20 protein-coding genes are annotated in these 24697 nt (G+C 62.2%); 3 read left to right on the top strand and 17 right to left on the bottom strand.

The genetic code is table 11. From position 1 onward, the window contains the following. Positions 1 to 84: 84 nt before the first annotated feature. Positions 85 to 912 carry an AraC family transcriptional regulator gene (locus H7B90_RS12765; RefSeq protein ID WP_185136267.1) on the top strand — a complete coding sequence of 276 codons (828 nt, stop codon included), beginning with the start codon at positions 85 to 87 and terminating at the stop codon, positions 910 to 912. Positions 913 to 949: 37 nt separating this feature from the next. Here H7B90_RS12765 and H7B90_RS12760 read toward each other — a convergent pair whose 3' ends face one another. The 8 genes from H7B90_RS12760 to H7B90_RS12725 all read right to left on the bottom strand — a co-directional run bounded on the left by H7B90_RS12760 (position 950) and on the right by H7B90_RS12725 (position 9243). Beyond that, entirely contained in the window at positions 950 to 1600 is a 651-nt protein-coding gene (locus H7B90_RS12760; protein ID WP_185136266.1) for a hypothetical protein, read from the bottom strand. A gap of 221 nt (positions 1601 to 1821) precedes the next feature. After that, positions 1822 to 2811 carry a sugar kinase gene (locus H7B90_RS12755; protein WP_221482028.1) on the bottom strand — a complete coding sequence of 330 codons (990 nt, stop codon included), beginning with the start codon at positions 2809 to 2811 and terminating at the stop codon, positions 1822 to 1824. Then, the gene (locus tag H7B90_RS12750) at positions 2808 to 3446 is read right to left on the bottom strand and encodes a bifunctional 4-hydroxy-2-oxoglutarate aldolase/2-dehydro-3-deoxy-phosphogluconate aldolase (RefSeq protein WP_185136265.1); all 639 of its coding nucleotides are present in this window, start codon (positions 3444 to 3446) and stop codon (positions 2808 to 2810) included. Before H7B90_RS12750 ends, H7B90_RS12755 begins: the two co-directional genes overlap by 4 nt. Before the next feature lie 34 nt (positions 3447 to 3480). After that, on the bottom strand, positions 3481 to 4500 hold the full coding sequence (locus tag H7B90_RS12745) for a zinc-binding alcohol dehydrogenase family protein (protein WP_185136264.1): 1020 nt from the start codon (positions 4498 to 4500) through the stop codon (positions 3481 to 3483). Then, the gene (locus H7B90_RS12740) at positions 4497 to 5450 is read right to left on the bottom strand and encodes an aldo/keto reductase (protein WP_185136263.1); all 954 of its coding nucleotides are present in this window, start codon (positions 5448 to 5450) and stop codon (positions 4497 to 4499) included. Before H7B90_RS12740 ends, H7B90_RS12745 begins: the two co-directional genes overlap by 4 nt. Position 5451: 1 nt before the next feature. After that, the gene (locus H7B90_RS12735; protein WP_185136262.1) at positions 5452 to 6945 is read right to left on the bottom strand and encodes a UxaA family hydrolase; all 1494 of its coding nucleotides are present in this window, start codon (positions 6943 to 6945) and stop codon (positions 5452 to 5454) included. Continuing rightward, positions 6938 to 8416, bottom strand: a complete 1479-nt coding sequence (locus H7B90_RS12730) for a tagaturonate reductase (RefSeq protein ID WP_185136261.1) — start codon at positions 8414 to 8416, stop codon at positions 6938 to 6940. The genes H7B90_RS12735 and H7B90_RS12730 overlap by 8 nt, the downstream gene beginning before the upstream one ends. Beyond that, complete coding sequence (locus tag H7B90_RS12725) at positions 8413 to 9243, bottom strand: amidohydrolase family protein (RefSeq protein ID WP_185136260.1); 831 nt, start codon at positions 9241 to 9243, stop codon at positions 8413 to 8415. Before H7B90_RS12725 ends, H7B90_RS12730 begins: the two co-directional genes overlap by 4 nt. Positions 9244 to 9396: 153 nt before the next feature. Between H7B90_RS12725 and H7B90_RS12720 the strand changes: the two genes are divergently transcribed. Continuing rightward, positions 9397 to 10260 (top strand): helix-turn-helix domain-containing protein, encoded by an 864-nt coding sequence (locus H7B90_RS12720; protein WP_185136259.1) that lies wholly within the window; start codon positions 9397 to 9399, stop codon positions 10258 to 10260. Positions 10261 to 10491: 231 nt separating this feature from the next. Here the strand turns inward: H7B90_RS12720 and H7B90_RS12715 are convergent, their stop codons facing one another. The 9 genes from H7B90_RS12715 to H7B90_RS12675 all read right to left on the bottom strand — a co-directional run bounded on the left by H7B90_RS12715 (position 10492) and on the right by H7B90_RS12675 (position 22857). Further along, the gene (locus H7B90_RS12715) at positions 10492 to 11376 is read right to left on the bottom strand and encodes a hypothetical protein (protein WP_185136258.1); all 885 of its coding nucleotides are present in this window, start codon (positions 11374 to 11376) and stop codon (positions 10492 to 10494) included. A 1208-nt stretch (positions 11377 to 12584) separates the two neighbouring features. Then, a complete protein-coding gene (locus H7B90_RS12710) occupies positions 12585 to 14489 on the bottom strand; it encodes an ABC transporter ATP-binding protein (protein ID WP_185136257.1) in 1905 nt (634 codons plus the stop codon). Beyond that, positions 14486 to 16237: an ABC transporter ATP-binding protein gene (locus H7B90_RS12705; protein ID WP_185136256.1), complete on the bottom strand. Its 1752-nt coding sequence runs from the start codon at positions 16235 to 16237 to the stop codon at positions 14486 to 14488. Before H7B90_RS12705 ends, H7B90_RS12710 begins: the two co-directional genes overlap by 4 nt. A 113-nt stretch (positions 16238 to 16350) precedes the next feature. Beyond that, entirely contained in the window at positions 16351 to 16932 is a 582-nt protein-coding gene (locus H7B90_RS12700; protein WP_185136255.1) for a TetR/AcrR family transcriptional regulator, read from the bottom strand. A 163-nt stretch (positions 16933 to 17095) separates the two neighbouring features. After that, positions 17096 to 18157: a Ger(x)C family spore germination protein gene (locus tag H7B90_RS12695; RefSeq protein WP_185136254.1), complete on the bottom strand. Its 1062-nt coding sequence runs from the start codon at positions 18155 to 18157 to the stop codon at positions 17096 to 17098. Then, the gene (locus tag H7B90_RS12690; protein ID WP_185136253.1) at positions 18141 to 19232 is read right to left on the bottom strand and encodes a GerAB/ArcD/ProY family transporter; all 1092 of its coding nucleotides are present in this window, start codon (positions 19230 to 19232) and stop codon (positions 18141 to 18143) included. Before H7B90_RS12690 ends, H7B90_RS12695 begins: the two co-directional genes overlap by 17 nt. After that, positions 19225 to 20619 (bottom strand): spore germination protein, encoded by a 1395-nt coding sequence (locus H7B90_RS12685; protein ID WP_311772724.1) that lies wholly within the window; start codon positions 20617 to 20619, stop codon positions 19225 to 19227. Before H7B90_RS12685 ends, H7B90_RS12690 begins: the two co-directional genes overlap by 8 nt. 253 nt (positions 20620 to 20872) lie before the next feature. Beyond that, positions 20873 to 22072 (bottom strand): SLC45 family MFS transporter, encoded by a 1200-nt coding sequence (locus H7B90_RS12680; RefSeq protein ID WP_185136252.1) that lies wholly within the window; start codon positions 22070 to 22072, stop codon positions 20873 to 20875. After that, the gene (locus tag H7B90_RS12675; RefSeq protein ID WP_376701731.1) at positions 22069 to 22857 is read right to left on the bottom strand and encodes a glycerophosphodiester phosphodiesterase; all 789 of its coding nucleotides are present in this window, start codon (positions 22855 to 22857) and stop codon (positions 22069 to 22071) included. The genes H7B90_RS12680 and H7B90_RS12675 overlap by 4 nt, the downstream gene beginning before the upstream one ends. Positions 22858 to 22990: 133 nt before the next feature. Here H7B90_RS12675 and H7B90_RS12670 point away from each other — a divergent pair, with 133 nt between their 5' ends. Beyond that, positions 22991 to 24148 (top strand): acyl-CoA dehydrogenase family protein, encoded by a 1158-nt coding sequence (locus H7B90_RS12670; protein WP_185136251.1) that lies wholly within the window; start codon positions 22991 to 22993, stop codon positions 24146 to 24148. The last annotated feature ends 549 nt before the right edge of the window (positions 24149 to 24697 follow it).

The raw sequence follows: 24697 nt of genomic DNA, 5'->3' as shown, positions 1-24697 counted from the left end.
TATTTTAAAGGAATGGGGAATGCGGTAAAATATAATCATTGCGTAGGCGCATATAAGAATCCAACAAAGGAAGTATGGCGAAAAATGAGAAGATTCGTGCTCGCGCCGGCGCACGGCCGGACGCTCCCCCTGTTCGTCGAGACGGTCGGAACGACCCTCGAGCCCAGCAGGATGGTTCGGCCCGACGGTTATCCCTACTACCACTGGCTGCAGACGACGGCCGGGGAAGGCACGTTCACGGCGAACGGAGCGACGTTCTCCCTCCCGGTCCACTCCGGCGTGCTCGTTCATCCCGGCGTCCCCCACACGTACGAGCCGGCGGGCGGACGATGGGAGACCGCTTATTTGACGTTCGGGGGACCCGCCGTCCCGGAGATTCTGCTGGCGCTCAACCTGCTCGAATCGCAGCCCGTTCGCTGGGAGCCGGGAGACGCGACGCCCCTTAACCGGGCGATCGAGGACATGCTCGATAGGATCGAGGAGGATTCCGACCTGTTCGGGCTGAACGCGTCCGCGGACGCCTACCGATTCCTCCTCGCGCTCCGCCAATACGGGCAATTCGACAATCGCTCGGCCATCGTCCGCAGCTCCGAGAGACTGCGTCCGCTGCTCGATTGGCTGGAGCTTCGGTACGCCGACGCGGAGATCGGCCTCGCCGAGATGAAGGAAGTGCTGGACATGCCTGCGAGCACGATGAACGTCCTGTTCCGCCACGCGTTCGGCGTGTCCCCGTACATGTATCTGATCCACCTGCGCCTTCGCAAAGCCAAAGAGCTGCTCATCGGCATGCCGGACGCGCCGGTCAAGGCGATCGCCGAGCTCGTCGGCTTCCGCGACGCCAGCCACTTCGTGGCGACGTTCCGGCGCAAGACGGGGCTTCCGCCGGAGCAGTTCCGGCGCCTGTACGAGTGAGCCGCCGCCTTCGACGCAGCGGCCGCGGCCTGCGCCATTAAGCGGACCGGCCGAGCTCGCGCTTGCCGGACGGCCGGTCGAGGAGACGGACGGCGGCCCCGATCGCCATCGCGGCGGCGATGGCCGCGATGGCGGAGCCTCCGGCGTGCGCGATCAGCAGCGGAGCCCAAGCGACCCCGAGCGCGCGGTGCACGGTTCTCATGTAGCGATTGCGGATTCTCCGAATCAAGAAGCCGTACCCGGCCAGTCCCGCCAGAATGGCGAAGCAAGCGAGGCCGGTCCAGATTTTATCGTCATGCGATTTGGCAATCAGAAAATAAATCCCATGGACCGCGATCAGGAAGACGGTCGCCCAACCTAGCCATGCGTGCGACGCGTGCAGAAGCTTGCCGACCCGGCGCACGAGGAGCGACGTCGAACGAAGCCTCCTGCGGAACCAGAACCAGGAGAAGCCCGCGGCGCCAAGGAAGACGGAGACGGTGCCAAGCGTCTTGAAGAGGCCGCCCGCGCCTTCGCCCCTCCCGCCGGGCGGATGCCCCAAGCGGCCTGCGATTCCGGCTGCCTGCCCGATCCGGGGAGGCTCTCCCGTATGTCCATGATTCGCCCGCAGGAAGAAATAAGCGACTGAAGCCGCCGCCGCCGCAAGGAGAAGGATGGCCGGTATCCATGCTTTCTGGCTATTGCTCATGACGGTCACCCCGATTATGCCGAAGAGTGAGAACAAGCGGGCGGCTCCGTCGGCGATAGCGCGCCCCGCTCGTCCTCCATAGCTCCAGCATAATCGAGAGCCATTAATTTTTTGTGAAGCTGGTCCTTAGACGGTAAATCCTTTTTGGTGCAAAGTAAAAAACCGCCGTCCGAGCAAGCTCGAACGGCGGTCCATCGTATGCGTCTATGCCGATTAGCCGGTTACCGGGTCGTCTCCCGTCCGCCGGATAGAAGCCGCTGCACTTCGTCCAGCTTCGGCAGCCCTTCCCAGTCGCCCTTGTATTGGGTGGCCAAGGCGCCCATCAGGTTCGCGCGCTCCAGCGCGGCGCGCAGCCGGTTCTCGTCGGTCTCCTCTTCGTTCTTCAGCCACGACGACAGGAAGCCGGCCGCGAACGAATCGCCGGCGCCGACCGTGTCGACGACGCGCTTCACGACGTGGGGCTGCGCCCGGACGGCCGCCATCGAGGTGAACCCGACGGAGCCCTCCTCGCCCAGCTTCAGCACGACGGCTCTGGCCCCCAGGCTGATGAAGTGGGCCCCGTAAGCTTCCTCCGTCATCGGGCCGCACAGGAATTCCGCTTCCTCCAGCCCCGGCATGAAGATATCGCAAAGCGGAATGAGCGAGAGCAGCGTCTCGCGGGCCTTCTCTTCGCTCCACAGCTTGCGGCGCAGGTTCGGGTCGAACGAGACGGTCAGCCCCTGCTCGCGCGCTTCGATCATGGCCGCGCGGACGGTATCGGCGGTCGCCGGTCCGAGAGCCGGCGTGATGCCGGTCACGTGCAGGTGGCCCGCCCCTTCGAACCAGCGGCGTTCGACGTGCGCCGGAGTCCACTGGCTGACCGCCGATCCCTTCCGGTAGTAATAGACGTTGGGATCGCCGTAGCCCTTGAACTCCTTGAAGTAGATGGACGTCGGATACGCGGGGTCCCGCTCGACGAGCGAGACGTCGATCCCTTCCCCGGCCAGCGTGGACAGGATCAGATCGCCGAACGGATCCGCCCCGAGACGGCTGATCCATCGGACCTGCAGGCCGAGGCGGGACAGGCCGATCGCGAGATTCGACTCGGCGCCCGCGATGGAACGGGTGAACAACGGCGCGTAAGCGAGCGGCCCGTCGTTCATCGGCTGCAGCAGCACCATGCTCTCGCCGATCGTGACGACGTCGGCCGGACGAATCGGGCTTATCGTCATTTCGTTCCTTTGACCTCCGCGACGAACGATTGGGCCAGCTTCGTCAGCTCTTCGAACTTGCCTTCCTTGACGAGCTGCTTGTCCACCAGGTTGCCGCCGAGCCCGACGGCGATCGCGCCCGCCTCCAGCACGGTGCGGATGTTGGACAGGTTCACCCCGCCCGTTCCGATCATCGGAATATGGTTCAGCGGCGCGCGCACTTCCTTCAGGTAGTTGACGCCGAGAGCGCCCATCGGGAACACCTTGACCGCCGAAGCGCCCGCTTTGTAAGCGCGGACGATCTCAGTCGGCGTCATCGTTCCCGGCCAGACGTCGACGCCTTGCTCCACGCCGTAATAGACGACTTCCTCGTCCAGGTTCGGCGAGATGATATATTCGGCACCGGCCTTGACGGCTTCCTTCGCTTGGCCGATATCGAGCACCGTGCCCGCCCCGATGCGCATCCGTCCTTCGTATTGCTCCCGGAACCGGGAGATCATGCCGAGGGCGCCGTCCGTGTTGAGCGTGACCTCCAGGAACACGATGCCGCCGTCGGCAAGCGCCTTCGCGGTCGCGTCTCCGTGCTCCGCGGAGATGCCGCGGATGATCGCCACGATTTTCTCTTGGGACAAGGATTGCAATAAGTTCGTTGACATAGGCTCATCTTCCCCTTCCGGCCAAGCCGCCGTTCTACAACTCGACCATCGCTTTAATGACTTTGGATTCGGGCTTCAGCCACTCTTCGAACGCCCGGGTCGCCTCCCCGAACGGAGCCCGGCGGTTGATGTAGCCGTCCGCGTCGATCGCGCCCGCGGCAACCGCTTCCATCACGTCGTCGAAGTCCTCCCTCGTGGCGTTGCGGCTTCCCATCAGCGTCAGCTCCCGCTTGTGGAACTCCGGGTCGCTGAACGCGATGTCCGCCTTGACCAGCCCGACGAATACCAGTTTACCACCATGCGCCGCATATTGAAAGGAATCCGTCATCGATCTCGCGCTTCCCGTCGCGTCGAATACGACCGTCGGAAGCTCGCCGCCGGCCGCTTCCGCGATCCGCCGCAACGCGTCGTCCCCGGACGGCAGCACGAGCTCGTCCGCGCCCGCCCAATCGCGGCAGAACTCCAGCCGGCCCGGGTCGAGGTCCATCGCGATCACCTTCGCCCCGCGCCGCTTCGCGAGCGCGGCGACGCCGAGCCCGATCGGTCCGCCGCCGATGACGAGCGCGGTCTCGCCCGCCGCGAGCTCGGAGCGGCGCACCGCGTGCGCGCCGATCGCGAGCGGCTCCAGAATCGCCGCCTGGTCGAGCGTGAGCCCGTTCGCCCGGATGAGGTGCGTGACCGGGACGGAGATGCGCTCGCGCATCCCGCCGTCGACATGGACGCCGAGCACCTTCATGTCGGTGCAGCAGTTCGTCTTGCCCGCGCGGCAGGCGACGCACGTCCCGCAATGAAGATACGGGATGACGCTTACCCGGTCGCCCGCGCGCAGGCCGGATTCGTTGTCGCCGACCTCCTCGACGACGCCCGCCAGCTCGTGGCCGAGAATGCGCGGGTACTCGAAAAACGGCTGGTTGCCGCGGAAAGCGTGGTAATCCGTTCCGCAAATTCCGATTCTTTTCACGCCGACGATCGCGTGTCCTTCCTTCGCTTCCGGCTCGGGAAGGGTGTCCGTCGCCTCGAAGCGGCCGACCTCCCGGCAGACGATGCCCTTCATGCCGGCTCCCCTCCGATCTTCCCGTTGTATTCCGGCCGGCCGCTCGGCCACGTCTCGCCCTGAATCGGCTCGAGAACGCGGAGCACGTCCGCCAGAAGCTCCTCGTCGATCGGCTCGTCTACCCAAGCGGCGTTGTTCCGGATGTTGGCCGGATTCGCCGTGCTGACGAGCGTCGTCGGGATTCTCTCGTTCGACGTCGAGAACTGGACGGCCAGCTTCGCGATGTCGGCGCCTCTCGCGGCGCACAGCTCCGCCGCTTCCCGGCACGCCGCCTTCAGCCGCGGGCTCGCCGGATGCCAATCGGGCGTCCCCCGCGTGCCGAGCAGTCCCATCGACAGCGGCGACGCGTTGACGAGGCCGACGCCCTTCTCTTCGAGCAGAGGCAGAAGCTCGAGCAGCGAGGAGTCGTTCAGCGAGTAGTGGCAGTAAGAGATGACGACGTCCGGCTCAAGCCGCGGAACGAGCTTCTCGAACAGCTCGAGCGGCAGGCCGCAGATGCCGGCGAAGCGGATTTTGCCCTGCTCCTTCAGCTTCAGCAGCGCCGGGTACGCTTCCTCGACGATGATGGAAGCCGGGACGAATTCGATGTCGTGCAGGAACATCAGGTCGACGTAGTCGGTGTGAAGCCTTCTCAGGCTCTCCTCCAGGCTGCTCGCGATGCGCTCCGCCCGGAAGTCGAACTCGTCGGCGCCGTAGCGTCCCGCCTTGGTCGAGAGCAGGAACCGGTCGCGCGGCACGTCCTTGAGCGCCTTCCCGAGCACCGTCTCCGCCTTCGTCAGCCCGTAATAGGGAGACACGTCGACGTAATTGATGCCGGCGTCGAACGCTTCATGCACGGCGCGGATGCCTTCCTCGTCGTTCGTGTCGCGGAACACGGAGCCGAGAGACGACGCCCCGAACCCGAGCGCCGACACCGTCAGGCCGGTGCGTCCTAGCTTGCGGTACTTCATGCTACAGAATCACCCCATCCTTGAAAATCGCGATCTCGCGGAACCCGTTCTTCTCGTTCTTCGTTCTCTCTTCGCCGGAGGCGATGCGGACGATGCGCTCCCACAAGTCGTCCGTCAGCTCGGCCATCGTCCGGTCCTCCAGCAGCCGGCCGGCGTCGAAGTCGATCCAGTTCTTCTTGCGGCCCGCGAGCTCGCTGTTCGTCGACAGCTTCACGGTCGGGACCGGCCCGCCGAACGGCGTTCCCCGTCCCGTCGTGAACAGGACGATATGCGCCCCGGCCGCCGACAGCGCGGTGACGGACACGAGATCGTTGCCCGGCGCCTCCAGCAGGTTCAGCCCCGGCGCCGTCGTCCGCCCGCCGTACGGAACGACGTCCGCGACGGTCGCCTGCCCGCCCTTCTGCGTGCAGCCGAGCGACTTCTCCTCCAGCGTGCTGATGCCTCCGTCCTTGTTGCCCGGCGACGGGTTCTCGTAGATCTCCTGGCCGTGCCGGACGAAGTAGTTCTTGAAGTCGTTGATCAGGTTCACGACCTGGCCGAACACCCGCTCGTCGGCGGCGCGGTTCATCAGAATCGTCTCGGCGCCGAACATCTCGGGCACCTCGGTCAGGATAGCCGTCCCTCCGGCGGCGATCAGCCGGTCGGACACCGTGCCGACGAGAGGGTTCGCCGTAATGCCGGACAAGCCGTCCGAGCCGCCGCACTTTAGGCCCAGCTTCAGCTTCGACACCGGAACCGGCTCCCGCTCGAATCCGGACGCGTATTCGACCAGCTCCCCGACGAGCTCGAGTCCCGCCTCCAGCTCGTCCTCCTCGTCCTGCGACTTCATGAACTTGACGCGCCGCGGGTCGAAGTCGCCGATCGCTTCCTTGAAGCTGTCGATCCGGTTGTTCTCGCACCCGAGGCCGACGACGAGCACGCCGCCCGCGTTCGGGTGATGGACGAGCGAGGCGAGCAGCTTCTGCGTGTGCGTCAGGTCGTCGCCGAGCTGGGAGCAGCCGAACGGGTGGGCGAAGTGATGGATCCCGTCCACCCGGTCCCCGTACATCGCCTCGGCCCGGCGCGCGATCGTCTCGCACGTCTTGTTGATGCAGCCGACCGTGTTGATGATCCAGATCTCGTTGCGGATGCCGACGTCCCCGTTGGCCCGAACGTAGCCTTGGAATGTCGTCCCGACGGCCGATTCGTCCAGCGGGGCCTTGGCGGAAGGCTCGTACTTGTAGTCGAGAATTCCTTTGAGCCCCGTTCCGAGGTTGTGCGTGTGCACCCAGCTTCCCGGCTTCAGCGCTTCCTTCGCGCGGCCGATCGAATAGCCGAACTTCAGCACGTGCTCCCCGGCTTCGACCGGCCGGGTCAGCACCTTATGGCCCTTCGGCACGTCGTCCCTCACTGTAAGCGCCGCGCCGTCCTCCAGCGTCAGCGCATCCCCCGCGCTCAGGGGCCGAAGGGCGATGACGACGTGATCGCTCGGATGCAGCCTCACCCAGCTATTCATCGCTTGCTTCCTCCATCTCGCGAATGTATCGGGCAGCCTTCTCCGCCAACCCTTCCACGGCCGACAGGTCGGTGCCCCAAATCTCGGATAAAGCCAGCAGCTTGCCGACCGTCCCTTCCAGAGGCAGTCCCTCCGCCCAGACGGAAGCGACCGTCCCGAGCAGCGCGGCGTCGTCCCGCAGCGTATAGGCCGTCCCCTTAAGCGTGCGGCCGCGGAATTCCTCGCCTTCCCGCTCGGCCTTGCAGTACCGGAGCAGTCCTGCCAGCGACCGGACGATTCGGTCCGGAAGCGGCAGTCCGCGCTCAGGGTAATGGAGGAGAGACGGAAGCACCCGCGTCCGGAACTTGCTCAGGCTGTTCATGGCGATGTCGGACAGACGATGGTTGATAAAAGGATTCAGGAACCGCTCATACGTCGTCGCCGCGTACGCCGTCAATTCCTCTTCGGGCAGCGGGACCGCCGGAACGATCTCCCGTTCCACCGCTTCCTTCACGAACGGCCCGAACCGGGAATCCTCCATTGTCTCGCGCACGTATTCGAGACCGTGCAGGAGCGCGAGCGGCGTCATCAGCGTGTGCGCGCCGTTCAGAATACGCACTTTTCTCAGCTGATACGGCTTCAGGTCGCTTACCCACTTCACGTTCAGCCCCGCTTGGCCGAGCGGCAGCTCTCCGCCCAGCTCGGGCTCGGCTTCGATCGCCCAGAAGTGGTACGGCTCCGCCGTATTCAGCAGCGGATCCTCGTAGCCCCACTCCGCGAACCACGCGTCCGCCTGATCGGCCGGGTAGCCGGTTACGATGCGGTCGACGAGCGAGTTGAGGAACCGGTTGCGAGCCTCCACCCAATCGCGGAACGCCTGCGGAAGAGCCCAATCTTCGCTATAGCGAAGGACGCAGCGCTTCAGCTCGTCGCCGTTGCGTTCCAGCAGCTCGCACGGAAGGAAAATCAGCCCCTTGTCCGCGGCCCCGCCGAAGGCTACGTATCTTCGGTAGAGCAGCCAGGCGATTTTCCCCGGGAACGATTGGATCGGCTTCCCTTCCTCGTACGGCTCGGGCCGGTAAGCGAGACCCGCTTCGGTCGTGTTCGAGACGACGAACCGCAGGTCCGGGCTCTCCGCGAGCGACGCGAGCCGCGGCCAGTCCGAATACGGGTCGAACGCTTCGGCGAAGACCGAGATCGTCTCCTTGCGCTCCACCTTCTCCCCGTTCTCCAGACCTCGAGTCACGAGCGTGTAGATGCCGTCCTGCGCGGCCAGCGCTTCGATCTTCGCCCGGCCCGACGGCCTCGGCTGCGTCACCGCGACGCTCCCATGGAACAGCCCCTGGTCCCGGCAGCGCTGCAGCATCCAATCGACGAAGCCGCGCAGGAAGTTGCCTTCCCCGATCTGCAGCACCGTGACGGGAGCGGCAAGCGTCTGTTCGAATTGGCTTCTCTCCGATTCGTTCAGCGAATTCCGGTTCAACGTCTTCATATCCGATAGAACTCCTTCGCGTTTAATCCGTACAACCTCGCTCTCTCTTCCTCGCCCCAGCCGTCCGGGAGAGCCTTCTCCACGATGTCGACGACCTGATCGTACTCCGCCGCCAGGCGACAGACGGGCCAATCGCTTCCGAACAGAACCCGCTTAGGTCCGAACGCTTCGAGAGCATGACGAATATACGGACGGAAGTCTTCCGTCTTCCAGCGGGGATGGTCCGCTTCCGTCGCCAGACCCGATATTTTGCAATAGAGGTTCGGGTTGGCGGCCAGCTCGCTCATCCGCGAACGCCAGGGCTCCAGCTCCCCGGCCGCGATCCTCGGCTTCGCCAGATGATCGATGACGCCGCGCAGGTCGGGAACGAGGTCGATCAGCCGGACCAGCGGGTCCAGTTGATGGGACTTGACGAGCAGATCGACCGGGACGCCCATGTCCGCGTAGATTCGAAGCGCCTCCACGAAGCCGGGCTCCAGAACCGCGTTCGCGTCCGGCATCTCCTGAATCATGACGCGGAAGCCAACGAACTTCGGATAACCCGCGAATCGCTCGTAATGCTCCAGATGGTTCGGATCGTTCGGATCGAGCCAGCCGACGACTCCGAGAATCGTCTCGTCCTTCTCCGCCAGCTCCAGCAGATACTCGGTCTCCTCCAGCGTCGGCGCGGCCTGCACGACGATCGTTCCGTCCAGCCGGTGCCGGTCCAGGTGGGGCTTCAGGTCGGCCGGGCCATAATCCCGGTACAGGATCGGCAGCTCCGGCCCGATCCAGCCGTAATCGCCTCTGGCGATCTTCCAATAATGCTGATGGGCGTCGATTCTCATCTTGACGGCTCCTTATATGCGCATTTTTGCAAACGCTATACCTTTACTTTAACAGCTATTTTGAATCCTAAAATAGCCTTCTCTTGCAATTTTGTACCCTTTTTTGATATCCTCGGGGCAGGACGAACCGAAACGGAAGGAGGCGGCGCGCTCGTGAACCCGCTTCGCAAGCAGTTCAACGCCGATCCGGCGTTCCCGTTCTCGATCATGCACCGGGATCTGAAGAACTACCGCACCGAGCTGCCCGATCACCTGCACGACTGGTACGAGATCGTTTATGTCCACAGCGGGAAGGGCGTCTTCTTCATCGACCAGACGATCTACGACATGCGGGCCGGAGACCTGTTCGTCATTCCCGGCAATACGATTCACCGTTCCTTCCCCGACCGCGACGACCCGGTCACTTCGACGGCCGTCTTTTTCAGTCCGGTTCTCATCCAACCGTCGTCGCTCGGGGAGTCGTTCTCTTATTTGCGCTGCTTCGAATTAGGTCGCGCGCGCAAGAGCTTTAAGCTGGATTGTACGGATTCGCTGCGAGAAGGGATCGAGGCTCTCGTCGACCGGATCGACGCCGAGCTGAAGGAGCAGAAGCCGGGCTTCCGCCACGCGGTCATGCTGATCGTCCATCAGCTTCTGCTGCGCATCAACCGGGAGACCGCCGCCGGTTCCCCCAAGGGAGAATCGTCCGACGCCGCGCCCGACTGGATGAAGAGCCTGCTGCTCTATATCGACGAGCGGTTCTGCGAGCCGATCGGACTGGCCGAGCTCGCCGTTCATGCCGCCGTCAGCCCGGCCCACCTCAGCCGCCTGTTCAAGCAGCTGACCGGGATGACCGTCACCGGCTTCATCGCCGCCAAGCGGCTCATCCGCGCGAAGGAGCTGCTGCTGCAGACCGGCGACGGGGTCGGCCAGATCGCGGCCGCCTGCGGCTTCGAGAGCTTGCCCCACTTCCATCGCTCGTTCAAGCGATTCGTCGGCACGACTCCCGCTGCCTACAGACGCTCGGGAGCCGGTTAAGCAAGAAGCCGCCGGGCGAGGAGATCGTCTCCTTCCCGACGGCTTCTTGCTGTCTATCTATGTTGTTGAAAATGTGTAAACGTAACTTATCCATGCGCCGCAGCCGCTTGACCGGCCGAGTTCGCGGACGGGCTCTGCCGGCCGCTTGCTTCGCCGCTTGAATACTGGCTCGGCTTCTGGCTTGGTGCTTGTCTGGCAGCTGGCTTGGTGCTTGTCTGGCTGCTAGCCGGTCTAGCCTTGGCTATGCTGGCTTTGCTGCCCTTGCTGGCTTTGCTGACCTTGTTGGCTTTGCTGCCCGCCTTGCGGTCCTCCCCGGCCGCCGCGTCCGCCCCCGAATCCTCCGAGCCGTATCGTCGTCGCTTCCTGCGTGCCGTCCTTGAGCCAGACGGTGATCACATCGTCCGCCTTCAAGTCCGCAAGCGCCACTTCCTTCGTCGACGCCTGTCCGTTCTCGAAGCTCGTCGACTCGATCTTCGTCGCGTCGGTCACGGTAATGTCCACGGTCTCGTCCGTGAACAGGTTGGCCATGCTCCCGCCCGGCGGCCGATTGCCTCCAGCTCCGGTTTCGGCTCCGTCGCCGTTGCCGTTTGCGTTGCCGTTTGCGTTGCCGCCACCGCCTCCACCGTTGCCGTTACCGACACCGTCGCTGCCGGCCGTGCCCCCCGTTCCGGCGCTTCCCGTTCCGGCGCTTCCCGTTCCGGCGCTTCCCGTTCCGGCGCTTCCCGTACCCGCGCCCGCCGAGCCCGAAGCCCGCCCGTCGTTCTGGGCCTGGCCGCTACCGTCGTTCGGCGCGCCGCTTGGCGGCTGGCCCCCGCCGCCGTTCGGGCCGCCCGGGCCCCGTCCCATCTGGCCCGGGTCGATCGACGATTTGTATACCGTAATCGTCTGGCCGTTTACGCTTTTCACCTTCCCGATCAAGTTGGCTGCGTTGCCGTTCTCGTCCGTCATCCCCATGCCGCCTCGCATGCCGCCGCCTTGTCCGTTCTGTCCCGCCCCGGCATCGACCTGCGCCTGCCCGTTCGCCAGCGCGTCGCTGCCGTCCGCCTTGCTTCCGCATCCGGCCAGCATAACCACAGCAAGCGCTCCGCACAGCGCCAAGTTCCATCTCCTGTTCATCGCAACTCTCCTTCCGTCATTCCGACTATTGGAAAATTACCATGTCCAAATGAACGGACGATGAACGGAAGCTGAAAACCGGATGAAGTCGTTGACGCTGGCCTCATACACCTTCTCCCGCCGCCTGTCCGACTGCTATCCCCTCGAATCAGGTACATCCAAACTGCGCCTTACCGCCATTATCCCATCGCCTCAGTCAACTCTCTCTCCAACGCATCCGACCACTATCCCCACACTTCAGGAAATGCACCTTCTCTCGCCCCCCGCAGCCTCTTATCCCATTGCTTCAGTAGGGGCCTTCCCCTCAGGAATTTCGGATTTTATAACTTTAGTCCACTATCCCTTTGCGTCAGTAATTTGCCGGCTGCGCCTACAGACCACTATCCCCTCGCATCAGTAAATTGCTTCACTGCACGATTGTCCACTATCCCCTCGATTCAGGAAATCGCCTTCCCTAGACCACAGACTACTATCCCTTTGAATCAGGAAAAGAATCAATCGGCCGGGTGTCGGAAATCCTGCACGCCTATTAAAAAGAATCAGGGAGCCATAGTCGATAGTGAATTCGAGTCGACGCCAGAATCAGGCTGAGTTGAAGGGATAGTGGCATTAGAGCCGATAATCCAATCGTACTGATCGATGGGGATAGTGGCACAATGGCCGATATTCTAATCGCACTGATCGATGGGGATAGCGGCACAAGGGCCAGATAAGCCAACCGTTCTGATCGATGGGGATAGCGGCACAAAGGCCAGATTAGCCAATCACACTGATCGAAGGGGATAGTGGCACAATGGCCAAATAAGCCAATCACACTGATCGAAGGGGATAGTGGCATAATGGCCAAATAAGCCAATCACACTGATCGAAGGGGATAGTGGCACAAAGGCCGATAAACCAATCACACTGAGCGAACGGGATAGTGGCACAAAGGCCAGATAATCCAACCGTACTGATCGAAGGGGATAGTGGCATGAGCACCGTAGATTCTAAATAGAAATCATAATTTCCCATGAAAAGGAATTTATCGCCACCCGCTTCAGCCTCGTGCAGTCCGTGAAATTGGCGTCTCATTGCCGAACGGAGAATGCGTAGAACGGGGCGGGGGGCGGGTTCAGACGCGCAATGGAGCGCGACATAGAAAAAAAAGACGGCGCCGAAACCCGGCAGCCGTCTTTCGAAATATGAATTTTGATCCGTCGTCAGACTCACACCGCGCTCGGCTGGGCTTCCTCGGAGAACTGGCTGTTGTACAGGTCGGCGTAGAAGCCTCCCTTGGCCAGCAGCTCCTCGTGCGTGCCCTGCTCGATGACCGTGCCCTTGTTCATGACGAGGATGAGGTCCGCCTCGCGGATCGTCGACAGACGGTGCGCGATGACGAAGCTCGTGCGTCCTTCCATCAGCTCGTTCATCGCCCGCTGGATGTGGATCTCCGTGCGCGTGTCGACGCTGCTCGTCGCTTCGTCGAGGATCAGAATCGCCGGATCGGCGAGGATGGCCCGCGCGATCGTCAGCAGCTGCTTCTGGCCCTGCGAGATGTTCGACGCTTCTTCGTTCAGCACCGTGTCGTAGCCGTCCGGCAGCGTGCGGATGAAGTGGTCCGCATACGCCGCCTTGGCCGCCTCCACGACTTCCGCGTCCGTCGCGCCGGCCCGGCCGTAGGCGATGTTGTCGCGGATCGTGCCGTTGAACAGCCACGTGTCCTGCAGCACCATGCCGAACAGGCTTCGCAGATCGCCGCGCCTGAGCTTCGTGATGTCCGTGCCGTCGACGGTGATCGATCCCCCGTTCACCTCGTAGAAGCGCATGAGCAGGTTGACGAGCGTCGTCTTGCCCGCTCCGGTCGGACCGACGATCGCCACCGTCTGGCCGCTCCTCACATCGATGTTCATGTTCTCGATAAGAGGTTCGTCTTCCTTGTACGAGAACCGAACGCCGCGGAAGGCGATGTCACCCTTGACGGATTCCGAAGAGATTCGGCCCGGCTGCTCCGGAACCTCCTCCGGTTCGTCCAGCAGCTCGAACACCCGCTCCGCCGACGCGATCGTCGACTGGATGATGTTCGCGATGTTCGCCGTCTGCGTGATCGGCATCGTGAATTGCCGCGCGTATTGAATGAACGCCTGGATATCGCCGACGCTGATCGCCTGCCTCGTGACGAGCACGCCGCCGACGACGCTGATCGCGACGTAGCCGATATTGCCGATGAAGTTCATCAGCGGCATGATCATGCCGGAGACGAACTGGGCGCGCCAGCCGGACTGGTACAGCTTCCCGTTGATCTCGTCGAACGCTTCGAGCGACTGCCGTTCGCGGCCGAACGCCTTGACGATCGCGTGCCCCGTATACATCTCTTCGACGTGGCCGTTCAACCGGCCGAGCTGCTCCTGCTGGCCCTTGAAATACCGCTGGGAGCGGCCGGCGATCGCCTTGATGACCAAGAAGCTGAGCGGCAAGGTCAACACGAGGATCAGCGTGAGCAGCGGGCTGATCGTCAGCATCATGACGATGACGCCGACGAGCGTCACGATCGAGGTGATCAACTGCGTCAAGCTCTGCTGCAGCGTGTTGCTGATATTGTCCACGTCGTTGACGACGCGGCTCAGAATCTCCCCGTGCGTGCGGGAATCGAAAAACTTGAGCGGCAGCCGGGACAGCTTGTCGTTCACTTCGTTGCGAAGGTGGTACACCGTCCGCTGCGCGACCCCCGCCATCAAATATTGCATCAGGTAGCTGAACAGCGAGCTGACGACGTACAGACCCGCCAGCAGGACGACGATCTGCCAGATGCCGGAGAAGTCGATCGACGCTCCGGGAACGCCCTTTATTTTATCCATAATGCCATTGAAAAGCTTGTCGGTGGCCTTCCCCATGATTTTCGGACTGAGGATGGAGAAAACGGTGCTCGCGATCGCCGTAATGAACACGGTCAGCAGCTTGAACCGGTACGGCCGCAAATAGCCGAGCAGCCTGCGGAACGAGCCTTTGAAGTTTTTGGCCTTCTGGCCGGGCATCATCATTCCCGGGGGGCCGAAGCCGGGACCCGGGGGTCTCGGGCCGCCGGGCATCGGACCGCCCGGACCGCCCTGGCGTCCTCTCGGTTGTCCGCTCATGCGATCTCCTCCTCCGACAGCTGCGAAGACACGATCTCGCGATACACTTCGCATGTCGCCATCAATTCTCTATGATTGCCGATGCCCGCGATCCGACCTTCGTCCAGAACGATGATGCGGTCGGCGTCCATGATCGTGCTGACCCGCTGGGCGACGATAATGACGGCCGACGCAGTCGTCTCCCGGCGAAGCGCCGCGCGAAGGCGGGCGTCGGTCTTGTAGTCGAGCGCCGAGAAGCTGTCGTCGAACAGGTAGATGTCCGGCTTGCGCACGAGCGCCCGGGCGATCGACAGACGCTGCTTCTGGCCGCCGGACACGTTCGTGCCGCCTTGGGCGATCATCGATCCGAAGCCGTCCTGCATGCCCTCGATGAAGTCCGTCGCCTGGGCGATGTCCGCGGCGCGGCGAATCTCTTCGTCCGTCGCCTCTTCCTTGCCGTAACGGATGTTGTCCGCGATCGTGCCGGTGAACAGCACCGCCTTCTGCGGCACGAGACCGATTTTCGCCCGAAGCTGCTCCTGGGTATATTCCCTGACGTCGACCCCGTCGATCCGGATCGAGCCGGAATCGATGTCGTAGAAGCGCGGGATCAGGTTGATCAGCGTGGACTTGCCGGAGCCCGTTCCCCCGATGATCGCCGTCACCTCGCCGGGCATCGCCCGGAACGAGATGCCTTCGACGGCCGGCTGCTCCGCTCCCGGGTAGCTGAACGTCACGTTGTCGAATTCCACCGTGCCGCCGGAGATCGTCTTCCCGTCGCCGTGGCGACCGCTCTTGGAAGCCGGCTTCGCCGGGTCCTTGATCACCGCGTCCTGAAGCAGGACGTCGTTGATCCGGACGGCCGACGCGGAAGCCCGCGGCACCATGACGAACATCATGGACAGCATCAGCAGGGAGAACATGATCTGCATCGCGTATTGAAGGAACGCCATCAGATCGCCGACCGCCATATGCTCTTCGCTGATGCGGATCCCGCCGAACCAGATGATCGCGATCGAGGAGAAGTTCATGATCAGCATCATAAGCGGCATGAGCAGCGCCATAATCTGATTGACCTTGACCGACGTCTCCGTCAGGTCGCGGTTCGCTTCGACGAAGCGTCCCTGCTCGTGCTCGAGCCGGTTGAAGGACCGAATGACCCGGATGCCGGTCAGCCCTTCGCGCAACACCAGATTCAGCTTATCCAGCTTCTTCTGGATGGCGCGGAAGAGTGGCAGTCCCTTGCGCGCGACGAGCAGAATCGTCAGCGTCAGCACCGGGACGGCGACGACGAGCACGAGCGTCAGCTTGGCGTCCTTCGACAGCGCCATAATGAGTCCGCCGATGCACATCATCGGAGCCATGACCATCAGGCGCATCATCATGACGAGCACTTGCTGAACCTGGTTAATGTCGTTCGTCGTCCGCGTGATGAGCGACGCCGTTCCGATCTTGTCGAATTCCTGAAGCGAGAAGTTCTCGACGTGCGAGAACACCTTGCCCCGAACGTCCCGGCCGAAGCCGGCGGAGATTCGGGACGAGTAGTAGCTGGCGCCGATCGAGACGAGCGTGCCTCCGAGCGTAACGAGCAGCATGAAGCCGCCGATTCGCCAGATGTAGGCGTTGTCGCCCGTCACGACGCCTTTGTTCACGATGTCGGCCATCAGCGTGGGCAAATACAATTCCGCCAGCGATTGCAGCAGCACGAGCGCCATCACCAGCGCGACGCCCCACCGATACGGCCGCAAAAACCGAAATAACTTCAGCATCGACGCATCATCTCCATGTGGTTACTCTCTCATTCAACCTCAGTAATGTAACTCCCGTTTGTGAACTGAATATGAACCGCCGGTCCGATCGCGATGGCCCGATTCCGTTCGGATCACTTCATGACGCCGTGCAAAATCAAGTCCGCGAGCTGCTTCGTCGAGACGTTGGGCAGAGCGGCATTCAAGCCTCCGGCGCGTCCCATCGCGAAAACTATAGTCAGGACGAGAGTCGCCATATCGGCTAACGGCAGCCGGAGACGATCCTCATCCGGCTTCAGGACGCTCTGCACTCCCGCATGAACGGCCGCGTAACTCTTCATCCAGCGTTGCCCGATAATCTCTGCGTGCTTCCCGGTCGCTCGCGGCTCCGGAGGCGCCGCCAGTCGGATCGCGTTCAGAACCTTCCCCGTCTTCTCGGAATGGGCGCGTACGACGTCGATCAGCGTGGCCAACCGGACTTCCAAGTCGGCTTCGAGTGCGATTGCCTCCAACTCAATCGCTAGATTCTCCGGCTTGGTCACCTCGTCCAGGCAGGCCAGCAGAACTTCGTTCTTGTCGGCGAACGCCCGGAAGATCGTCGGCTCGCTGATGCCCGCCGCCCGCGCGATCTGCAGCGTGGTGACGTTCGGCCCTTCCTCCGCCAGCAAGCGCAAGGCGGCCCGGACGATCATCGCCCTACGCTCCTCGACGTTCATGCCGGGAGCCCTCTTCCTCTTCGATGGTTGCGAGTTGTTCGTATCCATGCGCTTATTATATGTAGTGAGGACTCACTACGTCAATATCCCCAATTAAAAAAAAGAGCTTGACCCTTCCGGCCAGCTCTTCGTATTCATCGGAGTTGCCCGTCAGTTCGGCGGATCAATTCGCCTTCACGTGGCCGTAGTCCTCGATGACGACATAGGTTTTGAAGTCGACCTTCAGCCGCGGATAATCCCGATCTCTCCATTCCCGCAGACGATCTCTCGGAAGCAGATTGCGGAAATGCTGCCCCAGGGCGAATATATCCGACCGCTCCGCCTGGACCCGGGCGAACATCCGCTCGAACCGGCGGTCGAGCAGCTCGGCGAGCTCCTTCTTGACTTCTTCGATCGTCGTGCCCTGCCGGAGCTCCAGAAGATTCACCGTAATGTCCATCCGGACGTTCATCCAAGGGACGCCCCCTATTATCCCGCTGCGCCGGTGGACGCGGACTTGGTCGATCATGACGCTAGAGCGATTGAGCACCTCGATCTTCCCCTGCCCGCTCTGCCCGGTGAAGGTGTTGAACAGCAGCGTCTCGTCCGGGTCGATCCGGCCGACGAGCTTCCCGTTGCGGATGACGCCGGAGCCCATATGCTCGATCAGCGTCGACTTGCCGGACTTCACGATCGGCACGGCGACGTCGCGGGTGAACGAGTGAACGCTACGGTACACTTGCCAGATTCGGGTGAGCGCGATCTGGGGATTCCACCCGGCGTTTTTCTCGAAGAAGTCGTTCAGGTTCGTACCCGTCGGCTTCATCGACCTCTGGACGTTGCGGAAGAAGCTTCCCAGCTCCTCGTCGCTGATGACGACAAGCGCCTTGGGAGAGATGTCCCGAACCCGCATGAAAAAATCGAATAAATTATCCAATCCGCGCTCCGCGCACCGGGAATGGATCAGGATGAGCTTCAGATGAAGCAGATCCACTTGGGTCTCCAGATTTTCCGATATCTTGTCGACAGCCTTGGTGATCGTCTTGTCCTTCTCGGAGACGATCTTGACTCTCATCTTGCTGTCCACCGGTTCGGGAATTTGCAGGAACACCTCGTAATCGCCCGCCGCGTCGCCGATGCCCATGACGACCGGAAGGGAGCGATGGTTGATGTCCTTGTTGTCCCAGCAGCCGGACGACGCGGTCAGGATGCCGAACAGAACGATCCATTTAACGGCCTGCCGCATAGCGATCCCCTCCCGCGTCCCGTTCGGCGCGCCGCCCCAGCGCGTAGACCGTGAGCGGAACGACGATCAGGACGTACCATCGGATCCACGTGTTCCATATAAACAATCGTTCGACTTCGTTCCAGCTTCGGACCGTCAGGCAGCCTGCGAAGATGACGACGAACAGCCCTCCGATTATCCAGTTCGTCTTCGCCTTCGGCCAGAATCGGCCGACGATCTGGGAGGATTGCCAGAGCACCAGGGAGACGAACAGCATGACGAAGATGATCAGGCTCATGAGGAAAAAAACGGTGATCCGCTCGAACATGAGCCAGTTGATCTGGATCATGTCCAGCGTGACGACGTAAGGGAAAAAAAACGTCGACGCCGTCGATTCTCCGAACGTCAGCAGAGGAACGTAGACGGAGAACAGGAACAGAGGCAGTATCCCGACGGCCGTCCACAGAACGGTGCGAATCCGGTAGGAGAAGTACGGTTGAACGAACCCCAGGAACAGGAAGCTGCCCGCGTACGCGAAGAAGCTTTTGTAGAAGGAGATCCGGTTCCAGAACGTATAGTGCTTGTCCAGAAGCGGGTAGACGTACCGCCAATCGACGTTCTGGAACGAAGAGACGAAGATAAAGAGCACAAGCGGCAAGCAGACGGCGGCGACGAGGAACGTCGCGCGGAAGATCGTCCGAATGCCGAGAGACGCCATCCACGCGGGAATGAGGAACAGGAGAAGCATGATCGCCCATAGGGGGGTGTTCGACAGGAAGACGATCGTGATAATCTCCGAATACGACCGGATCGTAATGATGTTGACCATCAGAAAATATACGAAGACGGGCAGCAGCAGGAGCGCCGCCGCGACTTTGCCCAATTCGAGGTACAGGCTTGTCAGGTCCTTGCCCCCGCCGCGGCTTAACCCCTTCATGTAAATCCACAGGAACGCGAAATGGAACGCGAACCCGGTCAGGATGGGAACCCAGTGACCTTCGTCCGCGCTGGCGATAATGTCTTCGGGGTACATGAAGAAGATGAGCCCGAGATGGGTGACGACGTAAACGAGCAGAACATGCAGGCTTCTAGCCATGGGGCAGCTCATCCTTCGCGAACCGCAATTGGACGTAAGAGACTCCGTACGTATGCTGGCTGGCGAAATAGGCGCAGATCAGAAGGAAGCCGGCGAAAATGCCCAAGACGCCGAAAACGGCGGCAAGCAAAAGCGTGACGTACTTCAACGAACGGATCGTATACGAATTCTGAAATCCCGCGATCGCGGAGTTGGCGATCGTCGTGGCGGCCAGAATGATGATCAGCAGGTTGCTGACGAGCTTGGCGGTAACGACCGCTTGGCCGAGAACGATGCCTCCTACCATCGTGATGGTCGGCCCGACGCTTTTCGGCAGTCGGATGCTGCCTTCGAGAATAAGCTCGATGATAAGAAGCAGGAGCAGCGTCTCGAGCAGAGCCGGATACGGAACGCCTTCGCGGCTCTGGGCGACGGACAGCGCGAGCTGGATGCGAAGCGCCTCCGGGTTGACCGCGACGAGAGCGACATAGAGCGCGGGCAGAAGGATCGTGATCAGCGCTCCGATCAGACGCAGAGCGCGCAGGGCGTACATGATCGGGCGGGGAAAATTCAAATCGCTCTCCAGCGCGAACAAGTCCCACAGCTGCGTCGGAAGCACGAGAGCGTACGGCATCCGGTCGACGAACAAGACGACTCTGCCCTTCTTCAAGGCGCCGACGGCCTCGGCCGGCAGCTCGGTCGACTGGAGACGGGAGACGATGGACCGCATCGGGAACCCGAGCACCCGGATCAGGCCTTGCAGCGTGGAGACGTCCCCGTTCTTGCCCTCTTGCAGCCGCTCGTTCAGCTTCCCGAGGAAGACCGTATCGGCCCGCCCTTCGACATACAGGACGGCCACATCGATGCGGTGCGCGGCACCTATCGCCTTCATCTCCACCCGAAGATTCCCGGATTGGAGATATTGCCGGGCGATCCCGATATTGGACCGGATGTCCTCGGTGAAGGCGGCGACCGGCCCGGGCACGACGTTCTCGATGTTCGGCGTGCCGATCTGGCGCATCAGCGGCTTCGCGACCGGCTCCGCGATCCAGCATTCCCCGGTTCGGGCGCGGAAGACGAGCAGCTTGCCGCTCAGAATCGCCTCGATCGCCTCTTCGGCCGTTCTCGCCTCCTCCGAGAATCCGAGGAACCGGTTCTCCGGCCGTTCGCGGCCGGGAGCCGACGTCAAGTATTTCCGGATCGATTCCTTCGTCTCGAAGACGTCGATCAGCGAACCGAGGCCGAGCAGCGTGACGGGTTCGCCCGACAGCTCGTCGTTCTCGCAGTACCAGTCGGCGTCGCTTCCCAGCTTGCGCTTAAGCTCCTCCAACAACGATTCCATCCGCGCCGCGTCCTTCCCCGTGATTTGGTTCCAGTTTTTGCCCTGGCCGCTTTTTTTATACGACACGGAGGGCGGATCCCGGCAACGCAAGCGCGAGAGAACCTCTGGAGCGAATCGCATTCGAGCAAGGCCCCGACGGAGAGATCCGCCTCGTCGGAGAATCGAGTATGACGGCCAAGTTGTTTCTGGACACGGGAAATCTTGTTTTCGGAAAATACCTGGTCAAAGCTGGAATCGACGCCGCTAAATACGCGAAAGAGGCCGGATGACCCGGCCTCAGCGACGATAGGATCGAGAGCTGGAGGTGCGGCGCCCGCGTTTAGCCTCTCAACGTGGCGGAGCCGGGCCGAACGGTCGCGGTCTTGCCGGCGTGCTTCACGAGGAGCAGGAACAGGAACGCGAGCGCGAGGCCGCCGGCGGCGCAGACGAACAGCGAGCCGTACCCGAAGCGGTCGATGACCAGACCGAGCAGAGGCGGCGACGTGATCGCAGCGAGAGACGAAGCCAGGTAGTACAACCCCGTCCGCGTGCCGATGCTCCTCTCCTCCCCCGTCGATACGACGAACGGATAGGAGTTGATGTTGATGCACGCCCAGAATATGCCGCCGAGCGCCAGCAGCACCCGAAGCGCGACCAGCGCCTCGACGAACGGAACGGCGGCGAAGACGGCGAAGAGACCTCCGATGCCGATCAGAATGACGGTTTTCTTGCCGAATCGGTTGCCGAGCCAGCCGCTCGGGATGGCGAACAGCACGAAGAACAGAGAGAAAAAGGTAAGAGAAAACGCGGCTGCGTCTTCGCTCAGCCCCAGATGGTGTTTGCCGTACAGCGTGAACAACGCTTCGACGCCTTGGTAGGAGACGAACCAGCAGAAGATCGCGAGCAAGAGCAGGACGGTCGTCCGGTCCAGCTCCCCGCGCAGCCGGATTCTCGGAGTCCCTTCGGCGATCGGAACGACCGAATCCCGCTTCTCCCGAATGAACCGGAACAAGATAAACAGGGAGAGCAGCGTGATCGCCGCGGCCGCCAGAAACGGTAGAGAGCGGTGCCTGTCGTACAGCGCCGAACCCGCTCCGAACGCCAAGATGCCGCCGATGCCGCCCATGAAGTTGATGATGCCGTTCGCCTTCGTCCGCTTGTTCTCCGGCGTCAAGTCGGGCATAAGCGCGATCGTCGGGGATCGGTAGAGACTCATCGAGAGGTTCATGAGCACCATAAAGAGCACCAGCGTGAAGAAGCTCGTATGGAACGGAATAAGGACGACGAATACGGCGGCGAGCGGCATGCCGATCAGCAGATAAGGCATGCGCCGTCCGAAGCGGGTCGACGTCTTGTCGCTGCGGTTGCCGATCCACGGCTGCAGAAACAGGGCGAAGTAGTTGTCGATCGTCATCATGAAGCCGATCAAGGCGGCGCTGCTCACGAAGGAGTCGAGGAAGAACGGGACGAAGGCGTTGTACAGCGCCCAGGTGATGCTGATGCTGAAAAAACCGAAGCCCAGCAGCCACGTTCGCTTCATCCGCGCGAGTCCTCCCCTTCCTTCAGCAATTCGCCGAGCCGGTCCGGGTAGTCGGTGATGATGCCCGCCACGCCGGCCTTCAGCAGCCTTCGCATCTCGGCCGGTTCGTTGACCGTGAACGGGTGATAGACGACGCCGCGTTCGGCCGCTTGGGCGACCCATTCCGGAAGAACGGCATAGTGGTAAGCATGAAGCGCCTCCGCTTGGATGCGCGAAGCGTATTCCCACGGCTCGTAGAGGCCTTCCATGTACAGAATGCCCGTCCGAATGTCGGGTGCCAGCTGCTTGCACTTCGCCAGCGAGTAATGGTTGAAGCTGGAGAGGATGACCCGGTCCGCCATGCCGTGCCGGCGGATCTCTTCGATGACGGCTTCCTCTATTCTAGGATAGAGGACGATCCCGTTTTTCAACTCGACGTTCACTTGAATTCCCGCGCTCTTGGCCAGTTCGAGCAGTTCCGCAAGCGTCGGCACCTTCTCGCCCGCGAACGCCGGATCGAACCAAGAACCGGCGTCGAGCCGCCGAAGCTCTTCCAGCGTCACGTCCTTGACCAGCTTGTTCAGTCCGGTCGTCCTCGTAAGCCATTCGTCGTGAATGAGGACGAGATGGCCGTCCGAGGTCATCTGCGCGTCGGTCTCGATCGCCGTCGCTCCAAGCTCCAGGCCGCGCTTGAACGCCGCCATCGTATTCTCCGGACAATAAGCGGACGCGCCTCTGTGGGCGATATTCAGCACGGTATTCAGATCGGCCAGCCTCCTATGCGGGATAGATAAAATCGCGAACATCCCCATTATACCTTAGAAGGTTCGGCCGATTGTACAAGATTTGTAAAATCCGTCCGGCGAAATCTCCGCATTCGGCGCGGCTTCGGGCCCGAACCTTTGGTATAATGCAGAGGATGGAAAGGAGTCGGTGGACATGCGTATTCTGGATCGATACATTCGAACCGCGGAGGAGCGGGACCGGGCCGACCGGGCGGAAGCCCTCGCCGTCCGCTTCGCGGAGAGAGCGTTCAAGCACGACCGGGAAGGGTCGTTCCCGTTCGAGAACTTCGAGGAATTGAAGGCGGCCGGGTACTTGAAGCTGACCGTCCCCCGCCGCTACGGGGGCGACGAGATCTCGCTGTACGAGCTCGTCCAGCTGCAGGAGAGAATCGCGTACGGGGACGGCTCGACGGCGCTGGCCGTCGGCTGGCACGTCGGGCAGGTGCTGCATCTGCGGACGGCGGGGAAGTGGCCGGAGGAGCTCTTCGCCGGCTTATGCCGGGACATTGTAAGCGAGGGCGCGATGATCAACACGTTCGCCAGCGAGGCGGCTTCCGGCAGCCCCAGCCGCGGCGGCAAGCCGGAGACGACCTCGGTCGCCGCGGACGGCGGCTGGCGGATCACGGGGCGCAAGACGTTCAGCACGCTGTCGCCCATCCTGGACCGGTTCGTCGTGTCGGCCTACGTCCCGGAGGAGGATTGCACGGCCGACTTCCTCGTCCGGAAGTCGGACCGGGTCGCCGTCGAGGAGACGTGGGATTCCCTCGGCATGCGCGGGACCGGCAGCCACGACGTCGTGCTGGACGGCGCCTGGACGGAGAAGGAGATGCGGCTGCCCGCCGGCCAAGGCATCGACGACGGCGGCGGCTGGCTGCTGCACATCCCTGCGTGCTATCTCGGCATCGCCTTGGCTGCGCGCGATTACGCGCTTGATTATGCCCGCGGGTACCGGCCCAATCATCTCGCCGAGCCGATCGCGTCGCTGCCCGCCGTGCGGCAGACGTTCGGGGAGATCGAGGTCGAGCTGCGCTCGGCCCGGTCGATCCTCTATTCGGCGGCTGAACGCTGGGACCGCGACGAGGAAGGCCGGGCCGCGATGAAGCCGGAGCTCGGCCTCGCCAAGTACGTCGCGACCAACGGCGCGATTCGGGTCGTCGACTTGGCGATGCGCGTCGTCGGAGGCGCCAGCCTGTCGCGCAAGCACCCGCTGGAGCGGTACTACCGGGACGTGCGCGCCGGCCTGCACAACCCGCCGATGGACAGCTCCGTCCTCCAGATGCTGGCCTCCGATGCTCTCGGCGAGCGGTCCTGATCGTCGGGAGCGGTGCGGCAGTGCGGCGAAGGGAGCATCGCGGCAGCATGAGCAAGCCTCCAGCGTCGCTGCGCGGGGAGAGGTTCGCCCGTCGGCACTTTGGTCAGAACGGAATTGTCTGGCCGCGCCGCAATGAGTCGGGCGATTGAGCTAGATCCCCGTTTAGTGAGTCCCGGCTTCCAGGACGGGCATCGCTATAGGAGAATAGAGACTTCAAGGGTCCGTAGTTCTAGATCATCGAGCAACACTGGCCGTTTGAGGCTCTTCGGCGAGCGGTTGTTCTACTTTTTCGAGTATCTCCACCGGTTTGAGGCTCTTTGGTGGGCTGTTGTTCTACTTTTTCGAGTATCTCCACCGGTTTGAGGCTCTTCGGCGGGCTGTTGTTCTACTTTTTCGAGTATCTCCAACGGTTTGAGGCTCTCTGTGGGCTGTTGTTCTACTTTTTCGAGTATCTCCACCGATTTGAGGCTCTTTAGTGGGCTGTTGTTCTACTTTTTCGAGTATCTCCACAGGTTTGAGGCTCTCTAGCGGGCTGTTGTTCTACTTTTT

The sequence above is a fragment of the Cohnella xylanilytica genome, from assembly GCF_014212175.1.
Classification (GTDB): domain Bacteria; phylum Bacillota; class Bacilli; order Paenibacillales; family Paenibacillaceae; genus Cohnella; species Cohnella xylanilytica.
Note: the sequence above shows the minus strand (reverse complement) of the source record. Positions and strands in the feature narration are given on the sequence as shown.